Raw genomic sequence first — 19,336 nt, forward strand, 5'->3', positions numbered from 1 at the left:
ACAAACCACAACGTTCGAGTAGCCCGACCCGATAGTCTCAGCGGTGGATCCACCGAGAGTGTGCTCGTGTCAGCCGGGAGCGTCCGATGATGAAGGCTCTGGTCACCAACGACTTCTCGACGTCATCGGACGCCGACGCAACGCGTTGGCAGGGCCGTGCACTACTGCGGCCCGGCGTCCTCGCCTTCGAAGGGCCGGTGTGGCCCACCGAGATCCACGCCCATCATGCGGTGCAGATCGTTGCCGCCGATACCCCGATCGTCGTCGTCGACGGCGGTGGGGTGCGCAGGAACGGCACGCACATCGTGGTGCCCACCGACGCGCCGCATCGGGTCGCCGAAGGTGCCGCGCATGGCATCGCGGTCTATCTCGACCCGGAGACCGTCGCAGGCGCGGCCGCTGATCGGCGGGCGCATCTACACGGGTGGGTGCACTCTCTCGCGGTCGATCCCGCCCATGGCCAGCTCACCGACCACGTGACCGACCTCCTCGCGGATCTGCTGCGCGACGACCCGCAGGCAGGCCAGGGCGACCGGCACGGTGTGGTGACCGCGGCGCTGCAACTGCTGCCGGAGATGGTGCAGGACGGCTCGGTGCGCGGCTCGGATGTGGCACGGCAGCTGGGGATTTCGGCGACCAGGCTCACCCATCTGTTCACCGAACAGGTCGGTATTCCGTTGCGCCGCTACATTCTGTGGCTGCGCCTGCACATCGCGATGACCAGGGTGCTGGCAGGCGACGACCTCAGCACGGCGTCCTACGCGGCCGGGTTCACCGACGACGCCCACCTGATCCGCACTTGCAGGCGGACCTTCGGGCTGCCGCCGTCGATGATGGGCACGCACGTCGACTGGGATATCAGCCTCTGACGCGTCGTTCGTGGCGGAGTTCCCGAACAAGGCACTTGCCCGCACTCGGTATGCTCTAGCCATGGTCACCCGGGCACAGCTGATGGCGTATGCGGTTCTCGCATTCGTCCTGCCTGCCCTCGTGCTGTTCACGGCACCGGCGAGCGAGCCGGGTTCGGTGGCCGTCGTCGGTTTCGTCGCGGCGTCGCTGATCGTCGCCTTCGCGACCGTGCACCCGGCAGGCAGCCTGCCGCTCGCGCCGGTCCGTTCCGGGCCGCCGCCGTCCGCGCAGCGGCGCAGGCGCGGCTCCTTCCTGCGCCAGAGCAATCCCGACACCGCGGGTCGTCCGCGCCCACGAGCACCAGGGTTCGCGATCGCCTGACGCCGACTCCGCAGTCGCGGGGTGGCGTCGGCGTTCTCGTCGACCCTTCCGTTCTCGTGCGCACACGCACGCCCACAGTCAGGTGCTCTCATGCTCGACTTCGTTTACTACCCGGTGTCCGCCATTCTCTGGTTGTGGCACTACGTCTTCGGCGCCGCCCTCGGACCCGCGAGCGCGCTCGCCTGGGTGCTTTCGGTCATCTTTCTCGTCCTCACCCTCCGCGCCGTGCTGTTCCTGCCTTTTCTGCGGCAGGCCCGCACCCAGGCGATGGTCAAGAAATTGCAGCCGAAGGTCGACGGCCTGAAGAAAAAGTACGCCAACGATCGCAGGCAGCAGGCGACCGAAATACAGAAACTGTATAAGGCCAACGGCATCAATACCTTTGCGACATTGATTCCGATGATCGGGCAGATATTGATATTCATCGGGCTGTTCCACGTGCTGCGCTCGTTCGATCGCACCGCCGCGGTCGGTCACCTACCGTTCCAGGCCATCGCGACACCGATGACGCCGGAAGCGAACGCGATGACACCCAATTACGTCTTCGGCGCCGCGGACGTCCGATCCTTCCTGCAGGCAAAGATATTCGGCGCGCCGTTGTCGGCGACACTCTTCGGTGCGGGCGAGCTGCTGGCAACCGTGGCGGCGATCGCCGTCCCGCTCATGGTGATCGCCGCCGTCGCAACGCATTTCACCGGTCGCGTGTCGTTCGCGCGGCAGGAGACCCCGGCGCAGCTCGCCCTGATGCGTCCGCTGACACTGTGGGTCTTCCCCGCGGGAGCCATGATCGGCGGGGCGGTGCTTCCGGTGGCGATCCTGCTCTACTTCGTCACCAACAACGCGTGGACCCTGGCCCAGCAGCACTTCGTCTACCGTCGGCTCGACGCCGAGGCGGCCGCCGAGACACAGCGCGTCGCCGCGGCGCGCGCCGCGACCGCACCGAAGCCGGGGGCCAAACCCGTTCGGCGCAAATGACGTTCGTCATCGGCGCAGCTCGAACGGCGCGGTCAGCCGTTCGAGCTTGTGCGGGTTGCGGATCACGTTGATGCGGGCGATCCGGCCGTCCTCGATCACAAAGGTGACCGCGGCGTCGAGCGTGCCCCAAGGATCGAGCCTGGCCCCGACCGCGCCGTTGACCGCAATCGTGCTGAGCGCCATGCCGGGCGCGAACTGCGGAAAGCGGGACAGCAGTGCGGCAACGCGCTGGTGGCCCGCGATCGGCCGCAGGACCGACTGCACAATGCCGCCACCGTCGGAGACCAGGACGACATCCGGGGCGAGCACGTCGAGCAGGGCCTGCACGTCGCCCGTGTTCATCGCCGCGATGAACCGGGCGACCACCTCGTGCTGTTCGCGCTGGCTCACCGCCATGCGCGGACGCCGAGCGGCCACATGCTTGCGCGCCCGGTTCGCGATCTGCCGGACGGCGGCTTCGGATTTGCCGACGGCCTCGGCGATTTCGTCATACGGCACCTCGAACACCTCGCGCAGCACGAAGACCGCGCGCTCGGCCGGACCGAGCGTTTCCAGCACGGTGAGCATCGCGATCGAGACGCTCTCGGCGAGCTCGACATCCTCGGCCACGTCGGGACTGGTCAGCAGCGGCTCGGGCAGCCATTCGCCGACATAGTCCTCGCGCTGGCGCGCCAGCGTCCGCAGCCGGTTGAGCGCCTGCCTGGTGACCATTCTGACCAGGTAGGCGCGCGGGTCGCGCACCTCAGCGCGCGCGGGGTCGCCGATATCGGCCCAGCGCAGCCAGGTTTCCTGCACGACGTCCTCGGCATCGGCGGCCGAGCCGAGCATCTCGTAGGCGACGGTGAACAGCAGGCTACGGTGCGCGACGAACGGCTCGGTGGCGGCGCCGGCCGCCACACTCCGGGTCCGGCTTGCCATATGTCCTCCAGGTGCGTTCGGTTCCGACACTAAGACACCGGCCGGGAACCGTTTGTGACACCTGATGGCGAAAACCTAGTCCTTCGCGGGACTCGCCTCGACGTAGTACCGCACCGCGAGCGTCCGCAACCAGGCGCGGACGGCGGCGGGCGCCCAGCTCATCTTGGGGTCCTGATGGACGACCGGGTCGGTCAGCTCGATCTCTTTGCCACGCACCTGGAGGCTGAAATCGCCTGCGGCGCAGATATTCTTGAGCCAGTCGACGTCACGACCGTAGGTCAGCGCGATGCGATAGACCCCGTCACGATGGAACACCGAGACCGGAGTTCGATAGGCGCGACCCGATTTTCGGCCCTTGTGCGTCACCAGGGCGAAGCCGGGCGCGCGGCCCGCGAACAGCCCCGCGGCGGGGTTGGTGGCATATCGGTTGAATTTCGCCAGCGTGCGGGGAAGCACCATCGGCGCGGTCCTCTCTGGAGGGGTCGTGCGCCGCCCACGTTACCCTCGACCGGTGTCAGTGCAGAACACCGAAATGATCGCGGTTTACGACGCCGATGGCCACCCGGTCGGGTCCGCCGACCGCGCAACGGTCTATCGCGAGGGCCGCTGGCACGCCAGTGCAGGCGTGCTGGTGCGCTCGGGCGACGGCGAACGGATCTACGTGCATCGGCGCACCGACACCAAGATGGTGTTCGCGGGGATGCACGATTGTTTGGCGGGCGGCGTGGTCGAACCGGGGGAATCTCCGGCGAATACCGCGGTCAGGGAGCTCGCCGAGGAGCTCGGCATCACGGTGTTGGCGGCAGGCGCGGCGCCGCGGCCGCTGGCCCGCGTTTCCTGGGACGGCAGGTGGCAGGGCAGACCCATGCGCTGCCACCTTTTCGCCTATGAGCTGCGTTATGACGGACCCATCCGTCATCAGCCCGAAGAGATCGCCGATGGCTGGTGGTGGACCGATGCGCAATTGCGCGCCCACCTCAGCGATCCGGAGTGGCCGTTCGTGCCGGACACCCGGGTGTTCGTCGACGATCTGCTCACCTGATCAAGCGGTCAGGATGCGCTGCCGCTGCCCTGCTGCAGGAGGGTGGTGAGGATGTTGGTGAACACGCTGAGGATTTCCATTTTTCTCCGTTGCTAGAGATATCGGTGGGGCACCGGAGCTTTGACGACGGACATGACTTCCGCCTGAACTCAGAGCGAACACACGGTCGCCGCGCTCCATTTACCCGGAGGAGGCTACCGAACTGGCCCACGCGGCGAAAGCGCCGGGGTTGCGCGTTTGCAACAGCACCCGGCCCGGTCCGACGAAGTCGAAGACGAAGCCCTCGCCGGACTTCAGCGACTGGATCGATCGGCCGGACACCGCGCGCCGGATGGTGAAGTTCATCGACAAGTCGTATGCCACAACATGTCCGGTGTCGATGGTGATCGGCTCGCCCGCTTGCAGGTCGATCACGTCGATCGCGCCGAAGACGCCGACCACGATCTCGCCGTCACCGTGCGCGCGCAACCCGAAGCCGCCCTCGCCGCCGAACAGGTTCGCGAACCCGCCCCACTTGCTTTCCACCTGCACCCCATGGGAATTCGCGATCCAGCCGCCGCGGCTGATGAAGAACGGGCGGTCCGGGGTGATCTGCAGGTTCAGCATGTCGCCTGGCAAGGCGGGCGCCACATCCACCCAGCCGCCCTGGGCGGGCGCGGTGAACGTGGAGACGAAGAACGACTCCCCCGCAAGCACCGACCGCTTGAGCCCGGCCAAGATGCCGCCTTCGGCCTTGGCCTGCAATGTGACTCCCGCCGAGTGGGCAACCATGGCGCCGCTCTCGACCCGCATCGGCTCGCCGCTCGCGAGGAAGCACCGCGCGATGGTCGAGGCAGGGTTGTGGCGCAGTTGTACCTTCATATCCGCCGACCCTACCGCCTGATTCGCGCCACGCGGGTGCCCACACCGACCCCAGTATCGGGGGTATCGAATCCGGGCCCGACCACCGAGTACTCAGCCGAGCGAGCGCAGCGTGTCGTCGTCGCGGGCGACGACCGCGCCGCCGTCGGCGGTCAGCACGATCGGGCGCTGGATGAGCTTCGGGTGCTCGGCCAGCGCGGCGAGCCAGCGGTCCCGGTCGGCGGGCGTGCGGCCCCAGGTCGACATGCCGAGATCCTTCGCGATCTGCTCGCCGGTGCGGGTGATGTCCCACGGCTCGGCGCCGAGTCGCTGCAGCACGGCCGCGAGTTCCGCGGTGGTCGGCGGCTCGTCGAGGTAGCGGCGCACCGTGTACTCGACACCCACCGCGTCCAGGTGCGCGGTCGCGTTGCGGCTCTTGGTGCACCGCGGGTTGTGCCAGATCTCTGTCTGCCCAGATGTCATGTGGAAAGCGTACCGAGCACGGCTGACTCGCCGAGGAATCGCCGCCTGACGCGGACGATCCGCGGTCACGTCCCGGACCCGGGTGCGCGGCGCCCACTAGACTCGATTCGATGCGTTACCAACTTCGCCCGATCAACACGCTCGATCATCGGCTTGTGGAGCGCACCGCGCGCTGGCGCTCCACGCCCGCCGACCGATCCCTGCGCACCCTGACCATCAGCGCCAATCACAGCCGCCTCTGGATGGCGATCGCCGCCGGACTCTTCGTCGCGGGCGGCCGCGCGCAGCGACGCGCCGCCGTGCGCGGGCTCGTCGCGGTGAGCCTGGCCAGCGGCATGGCCAACGGTGTCGGCAAACCGCTGTTCCCGCGCCGCCGCCCGCCGGTCGAAGCGGTGCCGCTGCAGCGGCGGCTCGTCAAACCGCCTCAGTCGTCCTCGTTTCCGTCCGGCCATGCCGCCTCGGCGGCGGCCTTCGTCACCGCGGTGGCGCTCGAAGCCCCGAAGACGGCCGCGGTGCTCGCGCCCGTCGCGGCGGCGGTCGCCTATTCGCGCGTGCACGTCGGCGTGCACTGGCCCACCGATGTGCTGGCCGGTGCCGCACTGGGTTCCGGTGTCGCACTGGCCACCCGGCGCTGGTGGGCAGTGCGTGACGACGAGCCCGCCGACCTCGGCGACACCAAGCGCACCGATCCGCTGCCCGGCGGGCACGGGCTGCTGCTCGTCGTCAACCCGGCCTCGGGCAGCAGTGACGGCGGCGAACAACTCGCCATGCTGAACGCGCGACTGCCCGAGGCTCAGCTGCTCGAGCTCGACGGCGACACAGACCTCAGCACAGAGCTCGACCGCAGGGTGCGCGGCGGCGGCATCGCGGCCCTCGGCGTGGTCGGCGGCGACGGAACGGTGTCCGCGGTCGCCGAAGCCGCTGTGCGACACGGCATTCCGCTTGCGGTGTTCGCGGGCGGGACGCTCAATCATTTCGCAAGGGATATCGGTGTCGAGGATCCCGAGACCACCTTCGCTGCCCTCGAATCGGGTCAGCTCGTGCTCATCGACACCGCCCGCGTCCGGTTGGACGGCGCCGCGGAGCAGGTGTTCGTCAACACGGCGAGCCTCGGCGGATACCCCGACTTCGTGCGCTTGCGGGAACGCTGGGAGAAGCGGGTCGGCAAGTGGCCCGCGGCGGGATTCTCGATGCTGCGCGTGCTGTTTCGCGCAGCGCCGCTGCACGCCGACGTCGACGGCAGGCGCAGCGCACTCTGGATGTTGTTCGTCGGCAACGGGGCCTACCATCCGGCGGATCAGATCCCGATGTCGCGCCCGCGACTGCACGACGGGACACTCGACATCCGTTATCTCCGTGCCGATCTCACCCTGTCTCGGACCCGCCTGATCTGGGCGACGTTCACCGGAACGCTGGATCGCTCGGCGACCTACGTGCATCGGCGGGTCGCACAGCTCGACGTCAGCGTCGACGGCGCCCCGGTGTCGCTGGCCACCGACGGCGAAGTCGGCCACCGCGCAATGCGATTGGACTTCGCCAGCCGGCCTGCCGCACTTGCCGTGTTCCGCGCGCAGTAACCGGCAACCGACGCCGCTACAGGTGCATCAGCGCTGGCCACACCTGCGACCACGGGTGGCGCTGCCCGCTGCATTTCCAGATGACCACGTCCTGGGTGTTGCCGGGATAGCCGAGGCGCGAGTTCACCTTGCCGACGGGTGTCACGTGCTCGAAATCCCACCGCAGGAACGCCTCGTTCATGGCGACGGCGAGCACCACCGGCGCGGCATCGGGCGGGGTGCCGAAGTAGCCGTAGCCGCGACTCGGACTGTAGATCGGCGGCAGCTCATCGCGCGCCAGCTGATCCAAAGCGCTTGACTGCCAGTAGGTGTCGGTGATGATCACGGCGCCCGCTCGCTCCGCAGGCGGCAGCTCGTCGGCGACGCGGCGGACCTCGTCGGCCAACTCGTGCCAGCCGAACTCGCCGTAGACCCCGATGTTGATGGTGGCCTCCGCGTCATCGGCGGGCGGCGAGATCTCCGACGCAGGCCGCCACGGCGTCGACCACAGCACGAACATCGTCGCGGCGAGCGCCAACACCGCGCCGGCGCCGGTCAGCAACCGCCGCGGGGTGTCACGCCATCCGCTGGCCAATTCCGCGAGGCCGACCGCGCCCGCCGCAAGCACCACACCGAACATGCCTGCCACGTAGTAGATCCGCCCGCCGATCACCAGGAAGATCGCGACCAGGACGAGCAGCGTCGCGCCGAGGAACCGGTACGGCCGCAGCGACGGGTTGCGCAGCAGCGCCCACACGCCGTACAGCAGCACCACCGCGCCGAGGTATCCGGCGGTCAGCACCGCGAGCGGAACGAACATCGCCCTGCCGCCGAGAATGCCCTGCTCGCCGCTGATCACCTCGCCCATCGCCAGCTGCGGCCAGTCGTGTTCGGCCTGCCAGAGCAGCATCGGGACGCTCACCAGCAGCACGATCGCAGCGCCGAGCCACAACAGTGGCCTGCGCACCAGCTCCCGCGGACCGAACACGAGCGAGGTCAGCGCGACCCCGATCCAGAAGAACGGGATCAGCCACTTCACCTGCATGTCGACCGCGGTCACCAGCGCCGCGCACAGCAGCAGCCCGTCGCGGCGGGTGCGCACCCAGCGCACCACGAGCCAGGTGATGATCACCCAGAGCACCGTGTCCACGGCGTTGGTCGTCAGCATCTTGCCCTGCAGCAGCAGGAACGGTGAGGTCGCGTACGCGATGGCGGCCCCGAGTTGGGCGGCCCGGCCGCCGCCGAGCTCGCGGGCGATGCCTGCGGTGAGCACGATGGCCACCACCGTCAGCAGCACCACCGGCAGCCGAAGCACGAAGAACGATCCCGGCGCGATGAGGTCCATCAGCCTGGCGAGCAACGGAAGTACCGGGCCCTGGTCGGCGTAGCCGAACGCGGGATGCCGCCCGGCGGCGAGGAAGTAGAGCTCGTCGCCGAAGTAGTCGTAGCGGCTGACCGAGAACAGCAGTACCCCCGCCGCGACCGCCGCGATCACGGCGAGGCCCTTCGTCGCGAGCGGCGGGCGGACATCGGCTGCCGCGACTGGATCCTGCCGTAGTTCGGTCTCGGTCACGCCAGCTCCTGGAGGTTTTCCGGGACGGGACCGCTCGAATGTAGCGGGAAATCGCCGTGTTGCTCTGGCACCGGCCGGGCGCGTCCGCGTCATTTTGGGTGCGCCCGGCCGGATTCGAGGACGATACTTGGCTCATGAGTGACCGACCAACAACCGAAAACCCTTACGGCACACCGTCCACCACCGGGCCGGAGCCGATCGGAAAGTCGCAGGCCAGGACCAACAAGATCGTGCGATCGCTGCTTCGCGTGCCGGGGATCTCCCGTGTCGTCGGCAACTATCTGATGACGCTGCACATCGTCGGGCGCAAGTCCGGCAAGCGGTACGACGTGCCGGTGGCCTACACCAAACACGACGGCAGCCTGCTGATCGGTACCGCCCTGCGGCCGTGGGTCAAGAACCTGCAGGCCGGGGACCCGGTTCAGGTATCGCGCGGCCGTAAGCCGGAGATGTTCGTTCCGGTGGTACACACGGCCGAGCAGGACGTCATGCGGCTGTACGCGATCATCGCGGCGGACAACAAGACCAACGCGAAGTTCAACGGGATCGGCTTCACCGCCGACGGCGCGCCGAACAAGGCCGATCTGTATCAGACCTGGCAGCTGGGCGGAGTCGTCATCGAGCTGACGCCACAGGCCTGAATCTCCTGATCCGCCAGCTCACTTACCGCCTTCGAGGAGGGTGACCTGGCTCGGCGTGAAGCCTGCGCCGGTCACCTCGGTGCCGCCGGCTTTCAGCAGATCCAGTGCCTTGGTGACGTATTCGTTCGTGTAGGCGCTGGCGTCCGGGTCCTTCTTCAGGACGGTGACGCCCTCTTGGTTCTTGGTCTCCTTGGCGATCCGCACGGTGCGATCCCACCCTGCCTTGTCGATCATGCCGATCCCGGCGGGCGACGGCCAGATCAGCTTGTTCACCTCGTTGATCTGCCACTGCTGATGCGACGCGCCGAGCGTGCTGCCCGCGGCGACGGTGATATCGCGGCACCTGTCGACATTGGTGCGGCAGAACACCCAGCCCTTGAGCGAGGCCGCGATGAATTTCACCGTCTGCTCTTGATATTTGGCGTCGTTCAGCTTCTCGGTGTTGGCCCAGATCGCGTCCTGCAACATCGCGACACCTTCGTCGTTCCAGTCGATGGTGGCGAAATCCTCAGCGGTGTAGAGCTTTCCAGTGGCCGGATTCTTCGTCTCCAGCAGCTGGGCGTACTCGTTGTAGGACATGGCCTGCGCGGCCGCGATGTCCTTGGCGAGGAAGGCGTTCATGTCGAACTGCTGCTGCACGAGCTTGACGTCGCGCGCGGGATCGATACCGGCCTTGGTCATCCCGGCGAAGAGTTCGAATTCGTTGCCGTAGCCCCAGTTTCCGACCGTCTTGCCGCGCAGCGCGGCCGGTCCCGCGATGTTCTCCGACTTGAACGACACCTGCTTGGTGCCCGAGCGCTGGAAGATCTGTGCCACGTCGGTGATGCCTGCACCCGCCTCGCGGGACGCGAGCGCCTTCGGCACCCAGGCGATGGCGTAGTCGGCCTGGCCCTGCGCGAGCACCGTCTGCGGGACGATATCCGTTCCGCCGTCCAGGATTTCGACGGATAGGCCCTGCTCTTTGTAGAACCCCTGGTCGACCGCGGCCAGGTAGCCCGCGAACTGGCCCTGCTTGAACCACTGCAACTGCAGGCGGACCTTGGTCAGTCCGTCGGCCGTGGTGGTCGAGGTGCTGTCGGTGGTGCTGCAGCCGGTCAACGTGGCGGCGGCCACCGCGACCAGCGCCAGCACGGCGCGCAAACGGGTGGTCTTCTTCATCGTGTTCTCCAGAGGGTGGTGCGGGGTCTACGGGTGAGGACTTCGAGGAGCAGCACGGCGGCCAGGAACAGCAGGCCGACCAGCATCGAACCGGTGACGTACGCCCACGCCCTCGGGTAGGCGGTATTGGCTGCGGCGGAGGTGATTCGGCTGCCGAGGCCGTTCTGCAGGCCGCCGAAGTATTCGGCGATGATGGCGGCGATCACCGCGCCGGGCGCGGCGATGCGCAGGCCGGTGAACAGGTGCGGCAGTGCCGCGGGGAGGCGGACGGTGCGGGTGACCTGCCAGCCGCCCGCCGCGTACGAGGTCATCAGATCCGTGTGGACCTGCGGCACCTGACGCAGTCCCCTTGCCGTGCTGATGAACATCGGGAAGAACACCACGATGGCGACGACCATGCGGCGCGGGGTGTCCGTCGTGGTCGAGTACATCGAATTCAACAGGGGCGCAAGGGCGACGATCGGCACGGCGGCTGCCGCGGCGGCCAGCGGGGTGAGCAGGCCCTCGACGAAGTGAAAGCGGACGGCGAGCATCGCGGCGATGATGCCGAGAACGCCGCCGACCAGCAGGCCGAGCAGGGCGTTGGTTCCGGTCGCCAGCGAAGCCTCGAGGATGCGGTCGACATTTCCGGTGAATTCGCTCGCGATGGCGGTGGGTGCTGGGAGCAGGAAGGACGGGACGCCCGCGACGACGGTCAGCACCTGCCACAGCGCGAGGCCGCCGATGCCGAAAGCCAACGGCGGCACCACAGTCCGCCAGGGCAGCCTCATCGGGGGAGGTCCCCGGCGTGCCCGCGGTGCAGTGCCTCGCGCACCGCCGCTACCGCCTCGAAAAAGGGTGCGCTGGAACGCACATCGTCACCGTCGAGCACTGGATCCCGGCCCCAGTCGCCGGTGGGCACGATCTCGGTGATCCGGCCCGGCCGTGGCGACATCACCACCACCCGGTCGGAAAGGAACACTGCCTCCGGGATCGAGTGCGTCACGAAAACCACGGCGGCCTCGGTTTCTCCGGCTATTCGGAGCAGTTCGCCTTGCATCCGTTCGCGGGTCATCTCGTCGAGTGCGCCGAATGGTTCGTCCATCAACAGCAATGACGGTTTCGGCGCCAAGGCGCGCGCGATGGCGACGCGTTGCTGCATGCCGCCGGACAGCTCGGCCGGGTACCGCTTGGCGAAGTCGGTCAGGCCCGCCATCTCCAGCAATTCCGCACTGCGCGTGCGGCGTTCACCCTTACCCACCTTGTGCAGTTCCAGGGGAAGCTCCACGTTCGCCTGCACCGTGCGCCAGTCGAGCAGGCCCGCCTGTTGGAAGGCGATGCCGTAGTCCTGATCGATGCGCGCCTGCCTTGCGGACTTGCCGTGCACCGTCACGGTGCCACCGGTCGGCTGTTCGAGATCGGCGATGATGCGAAGCAGCGTGGACTTGCCACACCCGGAAGGGCCGATCAGCGAGACGAATTCGCCGGCGGCGACGGTGAGCGTCACCTCGGACAGCGCGTGCACCGACCCGGCCGCGTAGATCTTCTCCACCCCGGTGAGTTCGACCGCGGAGACATCATTCTCCACCGACCCGGTGTCGATAACGACCTCGATCACCCCCTGTTCGTCCGGCGAATCCGGATGTCGCCCTGGTGTATCCGGCCCGGCGACGGCCGGTCGTGCTTTGGCGGTCAACGGGTACCTCCTGATGAGCTGCCGCAGCTTGTGCGGCGGTGGTGATGCAAAATCGACGGTGGCCGGGTGGCCATGGTGCGGCCGATCACCGGCCGCCGCCCGCCGCACCCGCGGGGCGGTTATAACGACGCAGAGCGACTTCGGCGAGGCCGACGATGGCGGTGATCACGACACCGAGCAGGGCGGCGGCCAGGACGGCCGCGTAGAGGCGGGCGGCGTTACCGGTGGCCTGCTGCGAGAAGACGATGATCTGGCGACCGATGCCGCCCGCAGTGCCGGTGGAGATCTCGGCAACCACCGCGCCGATCACCGACGCCGCCGCGGCCAGCCGCAGCGCGGGCAGCAGATGCGGGACAGCAGCGGGAAACCGCAAGTGCACCAAGGTGTCCCACCAACCAGCCGAATAGCTGTAGAGAAGTTCCACCGAAGCCTTCGGCGGCGCATGCAAGCCGCGCAGCATGCCGACCGCGACCGGGAAGAACGCCAGATAAGACGCGATCACCGCGATGCTCATCCACGGCCGCCACGGCTCCCCCGCGATCACGATCTTTCCGCCCCAACCGGCAACCAGCGGAGCCAGCGCGATCAGCGGAACCGTCTGCGACACCACGATATACGGGAACAGTCCGCGCTCCACCCACGCAAAGCGCTGCATCACCACCGCAAGCGCGACACCAACGACCGTGCCGATCACCAGCGCAAGCAGCGCGAGCCCGAGCGTGAATCCCGCTGTCCGCACCAGTGTTCCGCCGACCGTCCCGGCGCCGTCCCGCTCACCGAGCACTGTCACCACCGACCACACGTGCGGCAACGCGGCATCGCCGGTGCGCGGCAGGATCCGTTGGTCACCGATGCTCACACCGCGTTCCGGCACCACCGACTTCACCAGTTCCCAGGCTGCGAGCAGCAGCATCAGCACCGCCACCGCGTACCCGACCCGCGCCAACCGCACCCGCGCTGTCACCGAACCTCCCACCTCTGCCGCCGAGCGCGCCCGATCGACCTGGTCGGTCGAATGCCTACACTCGTCGGCACCGAGAATGCGCGCGCTGTCACCAGGCCTCCCATTCGTACCGCCGGGTTGCCCTGGCCGGATGCGCCGCCGAGCACGACGACACAGCCCGGCACTGAACTCCTACCCGAACCACCGCCGGCCAGGTAGCGCGCGGACCGGTCAGCGAACCGGCCAGGGCGGCGGGCGGGCGCCGCCATCAAGCGCCCTCCGTGGCGGTCACCGGGTGCGCCAGCCGAGGCAGCACGGACTCGCCATATGCCTCCAGCGTCGCGGTCTTCGCGTCGTGCTGCAGGTACACCGCGAACTGGTCGACTCCGAGCTTTTCCAGCTCACGCAGCCGCGCCAGCTGATCATCGGGGGTGCCGAGCAGGCAGAAGCGGTCGACGATGGCGTCGGGGACGAAGTCGGCGTGCGTGTTGCCCGCGCGACCGTGCTGGTTGTAGTCGTATCCCTGCCTGCCCGCGATGTATTCGGTCAGCGCGGCCGGAACGTCGCTGCCCGTCCCGTATTTCGCGACGATGTCGGCGACGTGGTTGCCGACCATGCCGCCGAACCAGCGGCATTGTTCGCGGGCGTGCGCCAACGCGGCATCGGAGCCGTCGGTGACGTATGCCGGTGCGGCGACACAGATCCGCACCGCGCCGGGATCGCGGCCTGCCCGTTCGGCGGCGGACCGCACCCTGGCGATGGTCCACGCGGTGATGTCCGGGTCGGCCAGCTGCAAGATGAAGCCGTCGGCGACCTCGCCGGTGAGATCCAGTGCGCGCGGCCCGTATCCGGCCATCCACACCTCGAGCTGAGATCCGGCGGCCCACGGGAACCGCACGATGGTGTCCCCTACCCTGGCGCTGCGCCCGTTGCCGAGTTCGCGGATCACCTCGATGGACTCGCGCAGCGTCGCCAGCGTGGTCGGCTTGCCACCGAGCGTGCGCACCGCCGAATCACCCCGGCCGATACCGCAGATGGTGCGGTTGCCGAACATGTCGTTCAGCGTGGCGAAGGTCGACGCGGTGACCGTCCAGTCGCGGGTGGCGGGGTTGGTCACCATCGGGCCGACCACCACCTTGCGGGTGGCGGCCAGAATCTGGCTGTAGATCACGTACGGCTCTTGCCACAGCAGGTGCGAGTCGAAGGTCCAGACATGCGAGAAACCATGGGTTTCGGCCTGTCTGGCCAGTTCGACCACTCGCGAGGCGGGGGGTGTGCATTGCAGCACCACACCGATGTCCATGCGGCACTCTCCGTTCGAAGTCGGATACGGCTAAGGGGTCAGATCAGGTTCTGCGACAGCGCGCGTTTGACGAAGCGGCCGTGTCCGGCGCTGCCGAGATAGGCACCGCCATCGATGATCACGCGCCCTCGTGACAGCACGGTGTCGACGTGACCATCGATCTCGAAACCCTCGTAGGCCGAGTAGTCCATGTTCATGTGGTGGGTCTTGCCGAGGCCGATGCTGGTGTGCCCGTTCGGGTCGTAGATCACGATGTCGGCGTCCGCGCCGGGACTGATCACGCCCTTGCGTGGATACATGCCGAACATTCGAGCAGGCGTGGTGCAGCAGACCTCGACCCAGCGTTCCAGCGAGATGCGCCCGCTCTTGACGCCCTGGAACATCAGATCCATCCGGTGCTCGACGCCGCCGATCCCGTTCGGGATCTTGCTGAAATCGCCGATGCCCATCTCCTTCTGGTCCTTCATGCAGAACGGGCAGTGGTCGGTGCTGACCGTCGTCACGTCGCCGGTGCGCAGGTAACGCCACAGCTCGTCCTGATGACCATCGGCCCTGGCGCGCAGCGGAGTCGAGCACACCCACTTGGCGCCCTCGAAACCCGGTGCACCCAACTGTTCTTCGAGCGAGAGATACAGATACTGCGGGCAGGTTTCGCCGAAGACGTTCTGGCCGTTGCCGCGTGCGGTGGCGATCTGCTCCAGCGCCTGCTTCGCCGACACGTGCACGATGTACAGCGGTGCACCGGTCAACTGCGCCAGCATGATCGCGCGATGGGTCGCCTCCTCCTCCATCTGCCACGGGCGGCTGGTGCCGTGGAAGTAGGGCGCGGTGTCACCGCGGGCGATGGACTGCTCGACGAGCACATCGATGGCGATCCCGTTCTCCGCGTGCATCATCAGCAGCGCGCCGAGATCGCCCGCCGACTGCATGGCCCGCAGGATCTGGCCGTCGGTGGAGTAGAAGACGCCGGGGTAGGCCATGAACAACTTGAAGCTGGTGACCCCTTCGGACACCAATTCGCTCATCCCCTTGAGGGATTCGTCGTTCACCTCGCCGATGATCTGGTGGAAGCCGTAATCGATCGCGCACTTGCCGTCGGCCTTCTGATGCCAGGCGCCGAGGGTGTCCTGCAGCCGCTCCCCCGGAGTCTGGACCACGAAGTCGACGATCGTCGTCGTCCCGCCCCAGGCAGCCGCGCGGGTGCCGGTCTCGAAGGTGTCGGACGCCTCGGTGCCGCCGAACGGCATCTGCATGTGCGTATGTCCGTCCACGCCACCGGGAATCACGTATTTACCGGTGGCGTCGATGACGACGTCGGCGGTGGCGGTCAGGTCGGCGCCGAGCGCGGTGGCGCCGGGTTGCAGGACTGCGACGATGGTTTCGTCGTCGACCAGCACGTCGAGCAGTTGCGATCCGGTGGCCGAGACCACCGTGCCGCCGTGGATGAATGTCCTCGTCATCTGTGTGTCACCCGCCCTTACGGAGCCACCAGCGGTCCATAGGCGTCCGGACGGCGGTCACGATAGAAGGCCCAGCGGTCGCGGACCACCTTGATCAGGTCCAGGTCCAGATCGCGGATCACCAGTTCGGGGTCGGTGTCGGAGGCGACCTCGCCGACGAACTTGCCCTCCGGATCGACGAAGTAGCTGGTGCCGTAGAAGTCGTCGTCGCCGTACTCTTCGATGCCGACGCGGTTGATCGCGCCGATGTAGTACTCGTTGGCCACCGCGGAGGCCGGCTGCTCCAGTTTCCACAGGTAGCCGGACAGGCCACGCGAGGTGGCGGACGGGTTGAACACGATTTCGGCGCCCGCCAGGCCGAGGGCGCGCCAGCCCTCCGGGAAATGGCGGTCGTAACAGATATAGACGCCGACCTTGCCGACCGCGGTGTCGAACACCGGCCAGCCGAGGTTGCCCGGACGGAAGTAGAACTTCTCCCAGAACCCGTTGACGTGCGGAATATGGTGCTTACGATATTTGCCGAGGTAACTGCCGTCGGCGTCGATCACGGCCGCGGTGTTGTACAGCAGGCCCGGCTGCTCCTGCTCGTACACCGGCAGGACCATCACCATGCCTAATTCCTTTGCCAGCGCGGCGAATCGATCCGTCGTCGGGCCAGGCACCGATTCGGCGTAGTCGTAGAACTTGGTGTCCTGCAACTGGCAGAAGTACGGGCCGTAGAACAGCTCCTGGAAACAGATCACCTTCGCGCCCTGCGCGGCGGCCTGACGTGCGTAATCCTCGTGGGCTTTGATCATGGACTCTTTGTCGCCGGTCCAGTTCGTCTGGACGAGCGCCGCTCGAACGATTCCCATGCTTTGTTATACTTCACTCCGAACCAATTCGGTTGTGTTACAAGAATGCGGAAACAGTTTCGTAGCCGTAAATCCTGGGATTCGCCGTAGTTCCGGTGTCCCGCCCGACGCAGAATGACAGTTGTGAGCGAGCGAACCGCGGTGGACCCCACGGACACAGTGGAGCCGTGCGCCGGCCGGGGAGACGTGCGGATGCTGGGGGTGGGGGCGTGAGCGTCGAGCCGGTGCGGGCAGAGGCTACGGGTGGGTGGTTCATCGCGGACCTGGCGGACCGGACGTCGGCGGGGATTGCCGCGGCGGTCAGTCGGCAGATTCGTACCGGGGCGTTGGCGCCTGGGGCTCGGCTGCCAACGGTGCGCGAAGTCGCCAGGGAATTGAAGGTGTCGCCTGCGACGGTGAACCAGGCGTGGCGGGCGTTGGCCGCCGCCGGTGCGATCGTGGCGCGGGGGCGGGCGGGAACCTTCGTCGGCGCACCGGCGACTACCGCCGTCGGTCGATACCAGCGACTGCATCCACCGTCCTGCAGCACTTTTCGAATCGATCTCTCCCGCGGCACGCCCGATCCTGAGCTGCTTCCCGACCTCGGCGCCGCGCTGCGCGACCTCACCAGGAACCAGGCGAACGACCTCGCCGCCGACTACCTCGGCGAGGCGGTGCTGCCCGAGCTTGCCGCGAAAGTGCGCGTCGACTGGCCGTTTCGTGCCGAACGCCTCGCGGTGCTCGACGGTGCGCTGGACGCCGTCGACCGGATGCTGTCCGCGCATGTGCGGCTCGGCGATGCGGTGGCCGTCGAAGATCCGTGTTTCCCACCGTTTCTCGACCTGCTGGCCCGGCTCGGCGCCCGCCCGGTTCCGGTGCGCATGGACGAATCCGGGCTACTGCCCGAGGAACTCGCGCGCGCGGTCACCGAACACGAAGCCAGCTGCCTGATCCTGCAACCACGCGCCCAGAATCCCACCGGTGTCTCGCTCACTGCGCGGCGCATCCGGGAACTGTCCGATGTGCTGCACGGCGCCGACACGCTCATCATCGAGGACGACCACTCCGCCGGAATCGCCGCCGCCCCACTGCGTTCCCTTGGCAGCCGACTACCCGGGCGCACCGTCCACATCCGCTCCTACTCCAAATCGCACGGCGCCGATCTGCGGCTCGCCGTCGTCGGCGGCCCGGCCGAGTTGCTCGATCCGGTCATCGAACGCCGCATGCTCGGCGCAGGCTGGACCAGCAGACTCCTCCAGCGCGTCCTGCTGAGCATGCTCGACGACGAGACCGCCGTGCACGCCGTCACCACGGCTCGCGCCGAATACCGCAGGCGCTCAGCCGAACTCCGCCGTGCACTGGCGATGCGCGGCATCACCGTCGCGCGCGGCGACGGCATCAATCTGTGGCTGCCGGTCGCCGACGAGAACGCCGCGATGATCTCCCTCGCGGCGGCAGGCATCAAGGCCGCGCCCGGCGGGCCGTTCGTGGTCGGCGACTATCCGCCGACCGACCATCTCCGGATCACCATTTCCCCGCTGACCGATGCGGACCTCGACTGGCTCACCACAGAACTCGCCGCCGCGACCACCGCCGCTCCGACCTACCGCCGCATCCGACGCGGCTGACTGTTCGACCGACTGCCGCCTGAGTCCGCGCACACCGATCGGCTGATCAACGTCGACGATGGTCTGTCGCCGGAGTGTCAGCGATGTGCGGTCAGTCGAGACACCGACTCACCGCATCTCACACCGCGAGCGGATGTCAACGCGCGTACGGCGAGCGACTGCTGGCGTCCTGACGAACGGGCGCACCCGTTGGTTTTTCGTACGATCCGCACCGTCCTGGCCCGCTTCGGCCGCCGAGATGGCATTATTCGCGACGGCATCGTCCGGTGCGCAATCCGAGTGAAGGAGATTCCTAGCGGTGAGCAGCGAAGTGCAAGGGCGGCAATTCGACATCAGGCGTGGTTGGCGGCTCGGGGTGCCGCGTGGGGTGCTACGCGTGGTCGGCGTGGCGGCGGTTGCCGCGGCGCTGGCGGCGTTCGCGAGCGGCGGCGTCTCGGCGAACACCTGGAGCGTGCGGACGCAGGCGCCCGCACAGTGCGGCGCACCGAAGGCGCCCGCGAAGACGGCATCCACCGAATCGTGGCCTGCGCCGGACCGCGTCGCCGACCCGAACGCCCAATACACCGCGACGCTCGAAACCAACTGCGGCGCGGTCGCCATCAACCTGGATTCCAGGGCGCCGGAAACCGTCAACTCGTTCGTCTTCCTGAGCGAAAAGCACTACTTCGACCTGACCAAGTGCCACCGCGTCACCACCCAGGGCATCTTCGTCCTGCAGTGCGGTGACCCAACGGCGACCGGCACGGGCGGGCCCGGCTACCAGATCCCCGACGAGAACCTCGCAGGCGCCACCTACCCTGCGGGCACCGTCGCGATGGCCAACGCGGGCCCGAACACCAACGGCAGCCAGTTCTTCCTCGTCTACAAGGACAGCCCGCTGCCGCCGAGCTACACACCATTCGGCAAGGTCACCTCGGGCCAGGACGTCCTCGATTCGATCGGCAGCGCAGGCGTGCAGGGCGGTGGCTCCGACGGCGCCCCCGCCGCCGACGTCGTCCTCAACGCAGTCACCACCGCACGCAACTAACACTCATCCCCTCTGTGGCGGCGTCCGTGGACGCCGCCACAGTCGTGTCCG

At 67.8% G+C, this 19,336-nt stretch carries 20 protein-coding genes; 8 read left to right on the forward strand and 12 right to left on the reverse strand.

The window, feature by feature from the left end; all coding sequences use genetic code 11:
- Positions 1 to 86: 86 nt before the first annotated feature.
- The 3 genes from NA11_RS15525 (at position 87) to yidC (ending at position 2,205) form a co-directional block, all read left to right on the forward strand.
- Positions 87 to 869: an AraC family transcriptional regulator gene (locus NA11_RS15525; protein ID WP_369691131.1), complete on the forward strand. Its 783-nt coding sequence runs from the start codon at positions 87 to 89 to the stop codon at positions 867 to 869.
- Between the two features lie 61 nt (positions 870 to 930).
- Entirely contained in the window at positions 931 to 1,230 is a 300-nt protein-coding gene (locus NA11_RS15530; RefSeq protein ID WP_069162598.1) for a DUF6412 domain-containing protein, read from the forward strand.
- A 90-nt stretch (positions 1,231 to 1,320) separates the two neighbouring features.
- On the forward strand, positions 1,321 to 2,205 hold the full coding sequence (gene yidC, locus NA11_RS15535) for a membrane protein insertase YidC (RefSeq protein ID WP_069162599.1): 885 nt from the start codon (positions 1,321 to 1,323) through the stop codon (positions 2,203 to 2,205).
- A gap of 6 nt (positions 2,206 to 2,211) precedes the next feature.
- Here yidC and NA11_RS15540 read toward each other — a convergent pair whose 3' ends face one another.
- On the reverse strand, positions 2,212 to 3,123 hold the full coding sequence (locus NA11_RS15540) for an RNA polymerase sigma-70 factor (protein WP_069162600.1): 912 nt from the start codon (positions 3,121 to 3,123) through the stop codon (positions 2,212 to 2,214).
- A 75-nt stretch (positions 3,124 to 3,198) separates the two neighbouring features.
- Positions 3,199 to 3,582 carry a nitroreductase family deazaflavin-dependent oxidoreductase gene (locus NA11_RS15545; protein WP_069162601.1) on the reverse strand — a complete coding sequence of 128 codons (384 nt, stop codon included), beginning with the start codon at positions 3,580 to 3,582 and terminating at the stop codon, positions 3,199 to 3,201.
- Between the two features lie 73 nt (positions 3,583 to 3,655).
- Between NA11_RS15545 and NA11_RS15550 the strand changes: the two genes are divergently transcribed.
- Positions 3,656 to 4,165 carry an NUDIX hydrolase gene (locus tag NA11_RS15550; RefSeq protein WP_069162639.1) on the forward strand — a complete coding sequence of 170 codons (510 nt, stop codon included), beginning with the start codon at positions 3,656 to 3,658 and terminating at the stop codon, positions 4,163 to 4,165.
- A 180-nt stretch (positions 4,166 to 4,345) separates the two neighbouring features.
- On the opposite strand, the gene NA11_RS15555 is transcribed toward NA11_RS15550, so the two are convergent.
- Together NA11_RS15555 and NA11_RS15560 are read right to left on the reverse strand one after the other, a co-directional pair.
- Positions 4,346 to 5,026, reverse strand: a complete 681-nt coding sequence (locus NA11_RS15555; protein WP_069162602.1) for a TIGR00266 family protein — start codon at positions 5,024 to 5,026, stop codon at positions 4,346 to 4,348.
- 93 nt (positions 5,027 to 5,119) lie between these two features.
- On the reverse strand, positions 5,120 to 5,488 hold the full coding sequence (locus tag NA11_RS15560) for an arsenate reductase family protein (RefSeq protein WP_069162603.1): 369 nt from the start codon (positions 5,486 to 5,488) through the stop codon (positions 5,120 to 5,122).
- 110 nt (positions 5,489 to 5,598) lie between these two features.
- Between NA11_RS15560 and NA11_RS15565 the strand changes: the two genes are divergently transcribed.
- Positions 5,599 to 7,065: a bifunctional phosphatase PAP2/diacylglycerol kinase family protein gene (locus tag NA11_RS15565; protein ID WP_069162604.1), complete on the forward strand. Its 1,467-nt coding sequence runs from the start codon at positions 5,599 to 5,601 to the stop codon at positions 7,063 to 7,065.
- A 16-nt stretch (positions 7,066 to 7,081) separates the two neighbouring features.
- Here the strand turns inward: NA11_RS15565 and NA11_RS15570 are convergent, their stop codons facing one another.
- Positions 7,082 to 8,617, reverse strand: a complete 1,536-nt coding sequence (locus NA11_RS15570; protein WP_069162605.1) for a glycosyltransferase family 39 protein — start codon at positions 8,615 to 8,617, stop codon at positions 7,082 to 7,084.
- Positions 8,618 to 8,751: 134 nt separating this feature from the next.
- Here NA11_RS15570 and NA11_RS15575 point away from each other — a divergent pair, with 134 nt between their 5' ends.
- Positions 8,752 to 9,258: a nitroreductase/quinone reductase family protein gene (locus NA11_RS15575; RefSeq protein ID WP_141717602.1), complete on the forward strand. Its 507-nt coding sequence runs from the start codon at positions 8,752 to 8,754 to the stop codon at positions 9,256 to 9,258.
- Positions 9,259 to 9,276: 18 nt separating this feature from the next.
- Here the strand turns inward: NA11_RS15575 and NA11_RS15580 are convergent, their stop codons facing one another.
- The 7 genes from NA11_RS15580 to NA11_RS15610 form a co-directional block, all read right to left on the reverse strand.
- A complete protein-coding gene (locus tag NA11_RS15580) occupies positions 9,277 to 10,416 on the reverse strand; it encodes an ABC transporter substrate-binding protein (protein ID WP_069162606.1) in 1,140 nt (379 codons plus the stop codon).
- Entirely contained in the window at positions 10,413 to 11,186 is a 774-nt protein-coding gene (locus NA11_RS15585; protein ID WP_069162607.1) for an ABC transporter permease, read from the reverse strand. Before NA11_RS15585 ends, NA11_RS15580 begins: the two co-directional genes overlap by 4 nt.
- Entirely contained in the window at positions 11,183 to 12,091 is a 909-nt protein-coding gene (locus NA11_RS15590) for an ABC transporter ATP-binding protein (protein ID WP_245745894.1), read from the reverse strand. The genes NA11_RS15585 and NA11_RS15590 overlap by 4 nt, the downstream gene beginning before the upstream one ends.
- Before the next feature lie 85 nt (positions 12,092 to 12,176).
- Positions 12,177 to 13,055, reverse strand: coding sequence for an ABC transporter permease (locus NA11_RS15595; RefSeq protein ID WP_069162642.1), 879 nt, complete (start codon positions 13,053 to 13,055; stop codon positions 12,177 to 12,179).
- Between the two features lie 247 nt (positions 13,056 to 13,302).
- Positions 13,303 to 14,337: a TIGR03842 family LLM class F420-dependent oxidoreductase gene (locus tag NA11_RS15600; RefSeq protein ID WP_069162608.1), complete on the reverse strand. Its 1,035-nt coding sequence runs from the start codon at positions 14,335 to 14,337 to the stop codon at positions 13,303 to 13,305.
- Positions 14,338 to 14,375: 38 nt separating this feature from the next.
- Entirely contained in the window at positions 14,376 to 15,797 is a 1,422-nt protein-coding gene (hydA, locus tag NA11_RS15605) for a dihydropyrimidinase (protein WP_069162609.1), read from the reverse strand.
- A gap of 17 nt (positions 15,798 to 15,814) precedes the next feature.
- Positions 15,815 to 16,651, reverse strand: a complete 837-nt coding sequence (locus NA11_RS15610; RefSeq protein ID WP_069162610.1) for a nitrilase-related carbon-nitrogen hydrolase — start codon at positions 16,649 to 16,651, stop codon at positions 15,815 to 15,817.
- A 209-nt stretch (positions 16,652 to 16,860) separates the two neighbouring features.
- On the opposite strand from NA11_RS15610, the gene NA11_RS15615 reads away from it, so the two are divergent.
- Positions 16,861 to 18,258, forward strand: a complete 1,398-nt coding sequence (locus NA11_RS15615) for an aminotransferase-like domain-containing protein (RefSeq protein WP_069162611.1) — start codon at positions 16,861 to 16,863, stop codon at positions 18,256 to 18,258.
- 298 nt (positions 18,259 to 18,556) lie between these two features.
- Positions 18,557 to 19,285: a peptidylprolyl isomerase gene (locus NA11_RS15620; RefSeq protein ID WP_245745895.1), complete on the forward strand. Its 729-nt coding sequence runs from the start codon at positions 18,557 to 18,559 to the stop codon at positions 19,283 to 19,285.
- Positions 19,286 to 19,336: the final 51 nt, after the last annotated feature.

Source organism: Nocardia altamirensis NBRC 108246 (assembly GCF_001612685.1).
GTDB classification, from domain to species: Bacteria; Actinomycetota; Actinomycetes; order Mycobacteriales; family Mycobacteriaceae; genus Nocardia; species Nocardia altamirensis.

Excerpts from the sequence above, each read along its gene's own strand:
- NA11_RS15525 (WP_369691131.1), top strand. The coding sequence starts at position 87 with ATGATGAAGGCTCTGGTCACCAACGACTTCTCGACGTCATCGGACGCC.
- NA11_RS15530 (WP_069162598.1), top strand. The coding sequence starts at position 931 with ATGGTCACCCGGGCACAGCTGATGGCGTATGCGGTTCTCGCATTCGTC.
- yidC (WP_069162599.1), top strand. The coding sequence starts at position 1,321 with ATGCTCGACTTCGTTTACTACCCGGTGTCCGCCATTCTCTGGTTGTGG.
- NA11_RS15540 (WP_069162600.1), bottom strand. The coding sequence starts at position 3,123 with ATGGCAAGCCGGACCCGGAGTGTGGCGGCCGGCGCCGCCACCGAGCCG.
- NA11_RS15545 (WP_069162601.1), bottom strand. The coding sequence starts at position 3,582 with ATGGTGCTTCCCCGCACGCTGGCGAAATTCAACCGATATGCCACCAAC.
- NA11_RS15550 (WP_069162639.1), top strand. The coding sequence starts at position 3,656 with ATGATCGCGGTTTACGACGCCGATGGCCACCCGGTCGGGTCCGCCGAC.
- NA11_RS15555 (WP_069162602.1), bottom strand. The coding sequence starts at position 5,026 with ATGAAGGTACAACTGCGCCACAACCCTGCCTCGACCATCGCGCGGTGC.
- NA11_RS15560 (WP_069162603.1), bottom strand. The coding sequence starts at position 5,488 with ATGACATCTGGGCAGACAGAGATCTGGCACAACCCGCGGTGCACCAAG.
- NA11_RS15565 (WP_069162604.1), top strand. The coding sequence starts at position 5,599 with ATGCGTTACCAACTTCGCCCGATCAACACGCTCGATCATCGGCTTGTG.
- NA11_RS15575 (WP_141717602.1), top strand. The coding sequence starts at position 8,752 with ATGAGTGACCGACCAACAACCGAAAACCCTTACGGCACACCGTCCACC.
- NA11_RS15580 (WP_069162606.1), bottom strand. The coding sequence starts at position 10,416 with ATGAAGAAGACCACCCGTTTGCGCGCCGTGCTGGCGCTGGTCGCGGTG.
- NA11_RS15585 (WP_069162607.1), bottom strand. The coding sequence starts at position 11,186 with ATGAGGCTGCCCTGGCGGACTGTGGTGCCGCCGTTGGCTTTCGGCATC.
- NA11_RS15600 (WP_069162608.1), bottom strand. The coding sequence starts at position 14,337 with ATGGACATCGGTGTGGTGCTGCAATGCACACCCCCCGCCTCGCGAGTG.
- hydA (WP_069162609.1), bottom strand. The coding sequence starts at position 15,797 with ATGACGAGGACATTCATCCACGGCGGCACGGTGGTCTCGGCCACCGGA.
- NA11_RS15610 (WP_069162610.1), bottom strand. The coding sequence starts at position 16,651 with ATGGGAATCGTTCGAGCGGCGCTCGTCCAGACGAACTGGACCGGCGAC.